The organism is Bacteroidia bacterium (assembly GCA_025056095.1).
Classification (GTDB): domain Bacteria; phylum Bacteroidota; class Bacteroidia; order JANWVE01; family JANWVE01; genus JANWVE01.
Window position 1 is genome coordinate 1 of sequence record JANWVW010000182.1, and the last position, 5,506, is coordinate 5,506.

The window sequence follows — 5,506 nt, forward strand, 5'->3', positions numbered from 1 at the left end:
ACGGCATGCTCCATGCCCCTCACGCAGATGACCTGTGCAGTTATGTCTTTACCTTGTTTAAGTTTGAAGTACAAGTACTTACAAGCTAAAATCTTGTATAACACACAGAGAAACGATGGTTTCAGAGATCTCTTGCGTGAGGCATGCGGAGGGTGGGCGTTAGCCCAGTGCGGAGCGAAGCGCAGCACCGAAGCGATAGCGTAGCCCGTAGCACGCCGACCTTGCCCACACGAGCGCAAGCGAAGTGTGGGCAAGGGCACGCCAAAAAAATTAAAATTTAACTTTACATATATTGACTGTTGCAATATGAAAGTGTGGCTATTTTTAGTTTTGATGAGCTTCTGTCTATTGTCAAAAGCACAACCTACTGTGGATAGTTTATTGCTTGGACATCAAAAAAAAGTACCATCCGTGTATAATCACCCTGAGGTCAAGCTAAAATTGCACTACAATCCGATTGTATCAGCAGGCATGTTTTTTCTGTATTTTTATCAGAAAATAATTTCAAACCAAATAGGAGCGTCCTGCGCATACGAACCCAGCTGCTCTCAATTTTGCCGTCAAGGTATTGCAAAAAAAGGTTTTGTTCGTGGCGTCTTACTTACAGGGGATAGATTACAGCGCTGCACGCCGTTTAATGTTACATACATACGAGCTAAAAGCCAAAATCTGAAAAATGGCAAAATTTATGACCCCGTACAATAAGAAGAAAACAAAAAAATCATTTTTTATATGGATTGTAAAAAAATGTCTATATTTGCGGTCCAAAATAAAAAGTAAGTATGAAAGTACGTTCTGCAATTAAAAAACGGAGTGAAGATTGTAAAATTGTAAAGCGAAAAGGAAGACTATACGTCATAAACAAGAAAAATCCACGTTACAAACAAAGACAAGGATAAAAGAATATGGCACGCATAGCAGGAGTTGACTTACCAAAAAACAAGCGCGGTGAAATTGCTTTGACCTATATTTATGGCATAGGTCGTTCTACCGCAAGAAAAATTTTATCTGAATTAGGTATCCATTTTGACAAAAAAGTTTCAGAATGGACTGACGAAGAGCAGACCAAAATCCGCGAGTATATCACTAACAACCTAAAAGTAGAAGGTGAATTACGAGCGGAAGTACAGCTAAACATTAAACGTTTGATGGATATTGGTTGCTATCGCGGGATTAGGCACCGCAAGGGCTTGCCTGTACGCGGTCAGCGCACACGTACGAATGCTAGAACCAGAAAAGGTAAAAGAAAAACAGTTCCAGGAAAGAAAAAAGCTACAGCTAAAAAATAATCTAACTTATGAGCAAATCGGCGAAAGAGAAAGGAAAGAAAAGAGTTGTCAAAGTAGAAGCAGAAGGACAAGTACATATTCAAGCTTCGTTCAACAATATTATTATTTCTGTTACTAACATGAACGGCGATGTGATTACTTGGTCCTCTGCGGGTAAGATGAATTTCAGGGGTTCAAAAAAGAATACTCCCTATGCAGCCCAGGTAGCTACAACGGCTTGTGTAAAAGAGGCATACGATTTAGGATTACGCAAGGCAGATGTTTACATCAAAGGACCTGGGGCAGGAAGAGAAGCTGCTATTCGCGCAGTACAAAGCGCAGGAGTAGAAATTGTTACAATTTACGATGTTACACCTATTCCGCATAATGGTTGTAGACCTCCTAAAAAACGTAGAGTATAAAATAAATTCTCAATTTTTACTTGAAGTATGGCAAGATACATAGGACCTACCTCAAAGATAGCAAGGCGATTCAGGGAACCAATTTTTGGTCCAGACAAGAGCTTAGAAAGAAAAAACTATCCGCCTGGACAGCACGGTCGTACAAGAAAAACAAAACCTTCTGAATACGCTGCACAATTAGCAGAAAAGCAAAAAGCAAAATATACTTACGGTTTGTTAGAAAGACAGTTTCGTAACTTGTACAAAAGAGCTTCACGCAAAAAAGGTATAAAAGGTGAGAACTTACTAAAACTTCTTGAAGCAAGGTTAGATAACACTGTCTTTCGCATGGGTTTTGCGCCCACACGTCGCGCAGCTCGGCAACTAGTTACACACAAACACGTGTGTGTAAATGGTGAAGTAGTTAATATCCCCTCTTACACTTTGAAGCCTGGCGATGTAGTGGAGATTAGAGAAAAAAGTAAGGCTTTAGAAGTAGTCAACACTTCTATCAAGCAGTCAGGTAACAAGCGATTCCCCTGGTTAGACGTAGACAAAGCAAACTATAAAGGGATATTTCTTACTTATCCCGAGCGCGCAGATATTCCTGAAAAAATAAATGAGCAGCTGATTGTAGAGCTATACTCAAAGTAATCCTGCTTAAATTTGATAAACTTAAAAAATTTTGGCATATTTGCACTCTATTCCAATTGAGAAAATATGGGAATATTCGATAATTTTCAAATTCCTCAAAATGTGGTGATGGAAAAGGTAAACGACTTTGAAGGTCGCTTTACCTTTGAGCCACTTGAAAAAGGATATGGTATTACGATAGGCAATGCATTGCGAAGAGTACTACTTTCTTCTTTGGAGGGATATGCTTTTACTTCTGTACGTATTTCAGGGGTAGAGCATGAGTTTAGTACTATACCTGGAGTCGTACAAGATGTAACAGAAATGATTCTCAATCTCAAAGCTATACGCTTAAAACCTATTACGCACACTAACGAAAAAATTGTTGTTAAAATTAAGAATCAATCTACCTTCACAGGCAAAGACATAGCCAAAGTTTCCTCTGCTTTTGAGGTGCTTAACCCCGATCAACTCATCTGCGAAATGGACCCCGAAGTAGCCGCCTTTGAAATAGAACTTACCGCAGAAAAAGGTAGAGGCTACGTACCTGCCGAAGAAAACCGAAAAGGTGAACAGGTAATCGGTGTTATTCCTATTGACTCTATTCACACTCCTATCAAAAATGTCAAGTACGAAGTAGAAAATACCCGCGTCGGACAAAAAACAGACTATGAAAAACTCATCTTAGAAATTAAAACTGACGGTTCTATCAGTCCTGAAGAAAGTTTAAAACAAGCAGCTAACATTCTTATTCGCCACTTTATGCTCTTTTCAGACCAAAATATCCAACTCTACACAGAAAAACCCGAAGTCAAAGAAGAAGTGGACGAAAACTATCATCAGATGCGCAAACTGCTCAAAACCAGTCTTGCAGACTTGGATCTATCAGTTCGTGCATACAATTGCTTGAAAGCCGCAGACATCAAAACTTTGGGAGATTTAGTCCAGTACAATATCAATGATATGCTCAAGTTCCGCAATTTCGGTAAAAAGTCTCTTCATGAGATAGAAGAATTGATTGCCGAGAAAGGTTTGAGCTTTGGTATGGATGTTTCCAAATATAGATTAGACGAAGATTAACCAAATAACCAAAAAACAAAAGTAGTATGCGACATGGTCATAAACTAAATCCTTTGGGGCGCACGCGAGCACATCGCAGCGCGATGCTTAGCAATATGGCTTCCTCTTTAATTTTGAATAAGAGAATTATCACAACTGTAGCAAAAGCCAAAGAGCTGCGCCGCTATTTAGAGCCCCTTGTAACAAAAGCTAAGACAGACACTACCCATTCCCGCAGAATGGTATTTAGTTACTTACAAAACAAAAAAAGTGTCAAGGAGCTTTTTAGTACCATAGGTCCTAAAGTCCTAAACAGACCTGGAGGCTACCTTCGTATCTTGAAAATGGGCTTCCGTGCAGGCGATAAAGCCGACATGGCTATGATTGAATTTGTAGATTTTAATGACCTTGTAGATAACAAACTCAAAGAAGCAAAAGCTGAAAAACCCCGCACTAAGAAAACTCGCCGCAAGAAGAAAAAAGCTACTGCAGCAAGCGCAAGTAGTGGAAATACACAAACTGCGGCACAATAAGTCCTACGATTTTCAACAAAACAAAGCATAGCCTAAAAAGCTATGCTTGTTTTTTTAATCCTGTACTAAAGTTCCTACTGCTTCACCCTGTACAATGCGGAGCAAATTATCAGGTTCGTTCATGTTAAAAACAATAATGGGCAATTTATTTTCTTGGCACAAAGTAAAAGCGGTCATATCCATTACGTTCAATCGGTTAGCTAATACTTCATCGTAGTTCAAATTGGGATAAAAAATAGCATTTGCATCTTTTTCTGGATCCGCTGAATAAATTCCATTTACACGCGTTCCTTTCAAAACCACGTCGGCGTCAATTTCAATAGCGCGTAAAGAAGCTGCTGTATCTGTGGTAAAAAATGGATTACCTGTACCTGCCCCAAAAATAACAATTCGGTCTTTTTCTAAATGGCGTATAGCCCTGCGGCGAATAAAAGGCTCACAAATTTGCTCCATTTTAATAGCAGAAAGTAACCTTGTAGTGATACCTAGTTTCTCCAAAGCCCCTTGAATAGCCATACCATTGATAACCGTAGCCAACATACCCATGTAATCTCCGTGTGCACGCTCTATGCCCATAGCTTGTGCATCTGTTCCCCTAAAAATGTTACCTCCACCTATAACAATGGCTATCTGACAACCTATATCAAAAACCTTTTTAATCTCACGAGCGTACTCATCTAATTTTTTTGCGTCAATCCCATATTCCCGATTGCCCATTAAAGCTTCACCGCTTAACTTTAGTAGAATACGCTTATACTTTAGCTTCATGACAGCAAAAATAAAAATTTATGGTACAACTACATGCTTATCTCATTATCACCATTTCACGTATTTCCCGTAGTGTAGCAATCTATTTTTTTTATCTGTCAAACGTACAATGTACAATCCCGAAGCTATTTTGTCCAAAGCAAACTGGATAGTATGTTTACCCACATTCACTTCTACTTGACTTTGAAAAACTATTCGCCCTAAAATGTCTAATATTTGTACGGTTATTTGGTTTGTTTGCGGTACTATTATTGAGAATAAAAATGTGTCCGTTAGCCAATCAATGCTAATAAGTTCAGGTAATTGAGGTTGGTAAAAGATAAGTATAGTGTTTGAATACACAGGTAAAAGAGTTTCTAAGTAAGCTTTAATACGATATTCGTACTTGTAACCCTTTGGAACTTCTTTGAAGGTATAGGTATAACTTCCGTTGCAGTCGTAGGACTTGACCTGCTTAGTATAAATACTTTCAAAGCGTGAGTCATCTATTTTACGTTCTATTTCAAAATAATCAATGTAGCGGCATTCTGTAACTATCCATTCCAAAAAGTGCCCATCTTCTTTTGGAAACCCTTGTAAAACAACATTTTGTCCTATTACTAGCTCTATCAGTTTGCAGTTTAGTATAAGTAGCCAGAGGTACTTCATTCATCAAAGTTACGAGATAATTAACGCCAAAATTGTATGTAAAGTTACAGAGGGTCAATTTGGGCTTTAGCATGATTTTGCGTTAGGTTCAAAGAAATAGTTTGATTTTTATTTTTTATTTTTTTGGGCGTGCCCCTTGCTGACGCAAGGGTCGGGGCATTCCGCACTACGCTTCGCTTCGGTGCTCCGCTAACGC

The 5,506-nt window shown here is 38.9% G+C and carries 10 protein-coding genes; 7 read left to right on the forward strand and 3 right to left on the reverse strand.

The genetic code is table 11. The annotated features are described in order from the left end of the window. Positions 1-260, reverse strand: a 260-nt coding sequence (locus NZ519_11280; GenBank protein MCS7029334.1) for a hypothetical protein, incomplete at its 3' end; no start/stop codon positions are given. A 46-nt stretch (positions 261-306) separates the two neighbouring features. Here NZ519_11280 and yidD point away from each other — a divergent pair. The 7 genes from yidD to rplQ all read left to right on the forward strand — a co-directional run bounded on the left by yidD (position 307) and on the right by rplQ (position 3,894). Further along, positions 307-705, forward strand: coding sequence for a membrane protein insertion efficiency factor YidD (yidD, locus tag NZ519_11285; GenBank protein ID MCS7029335.1), 399 nt, complete (start codon positions 307-309; stop codon positions 703-705). A gap of 77 nt (positions 706-782) precedes the next feature. After that, entirely contained in the window at positions 783-899 is a 117-nt protein-coding gene (gene rpmJ, locus NZ519_11290) for a 50S ribosomal protein L36 (GenBank protein MCS7029336.1), read from the forward strand. Between the two features lie 6 nt (positions 900-905). Beyond that, on the forward strand, positions 906-1,289 hold the full coding sequence (gene rpsM / locus NZ519_11295; protein ID MCS7029337.1) for a 30S ribosomal protein S13: 384 nt from the start codon (positions 906-908) through the stop codon (positions 1,287-1,289). 8 nt (positions 1,290-1,297) lie between these two features. Next, the gene (gene rpsK / locus NZ519_11300; protein ID MCS7029338.1) at positions 1,298-1,690 is read left to right on the forward strand and encodes a 30S ribosomal protein S11; all 393 of its coding nucleotides are present in this window, start codon (positions 1,298-1,300) and stop codon (positions 1,688-1,690) included. A gap of 27 nt (positions 1,691-1,717) precedes the next feature. After that, on the forward strand, positions 1,718-2,323 hold the full coding sequence (gene rpsD / locus NZ519_11305) for a 30S ribosomal protein S4 (GenBank protein ID MCS7029339.1): 606 nt from the start codon (positions 1,718-1,720) through the stop codon (positions 2,321-2,323). Positions 2,324-2,389: 66 nt separating this feature from the next. Next, positions 2,390-3,382 (forward strand): DNA-directed RNA polymerase subunit alpha, encoded by a 993-nt coding sequence (locus tag NZ519_11310; GenBank protein MCS7029340.1) that lies wholly within the window; start codon positions 2,390-2,392, stop codon positions 3,380-3,382. A gap of 26 nt (positions 3,383-3,408) precedes the next feature. After that, a complete protein-coding gene (rplQ, locus tag NZ519_11315) occupies positions 3,409-3,894 on the forward strand; it encodes a 50S ribosomal protein L17 (protein MCS7029341.1) in 486 nt (161 codons plus the stop codon). 54 nt (positions 3,895-3,948) lie between these two features. On the opposite strand, the gene pyrH is transcribed toward rplQ, so the two are convergent. Together pyrH and NZ519_11325 are read right to left on the reverse strand one after the other, a co-directional pair. Further along, the gene (gene pyrH / locus NZ519_11320) at positions 3,949-4,662 is read right to left on the reverse strand and encodes a UMP kinase (protein ID MCS7029342.1); all 714 of its coding nucleotides are present in this window, start codon (positions 4,660-4,662) and stop codon (positions 3,949-3,951) included. Positions 4,663-4,710: 48 nt separating this feature from the next. Next, the gene (locus tag NZ519_11325) at positions 4,711-5,310 is read right to left on the reverse strand and encodes a T9SS type A sorting domain-containing protein (GenBank protein MCS7029343.1); all 600 of its coding nucleotides are present in this window, start codon (positions 5,308-5,310) and stop codon (positions 4,711-4,713) included. Between the last annotated feature and the right edge of the window lie 196 nt (positions 5,311-5,506).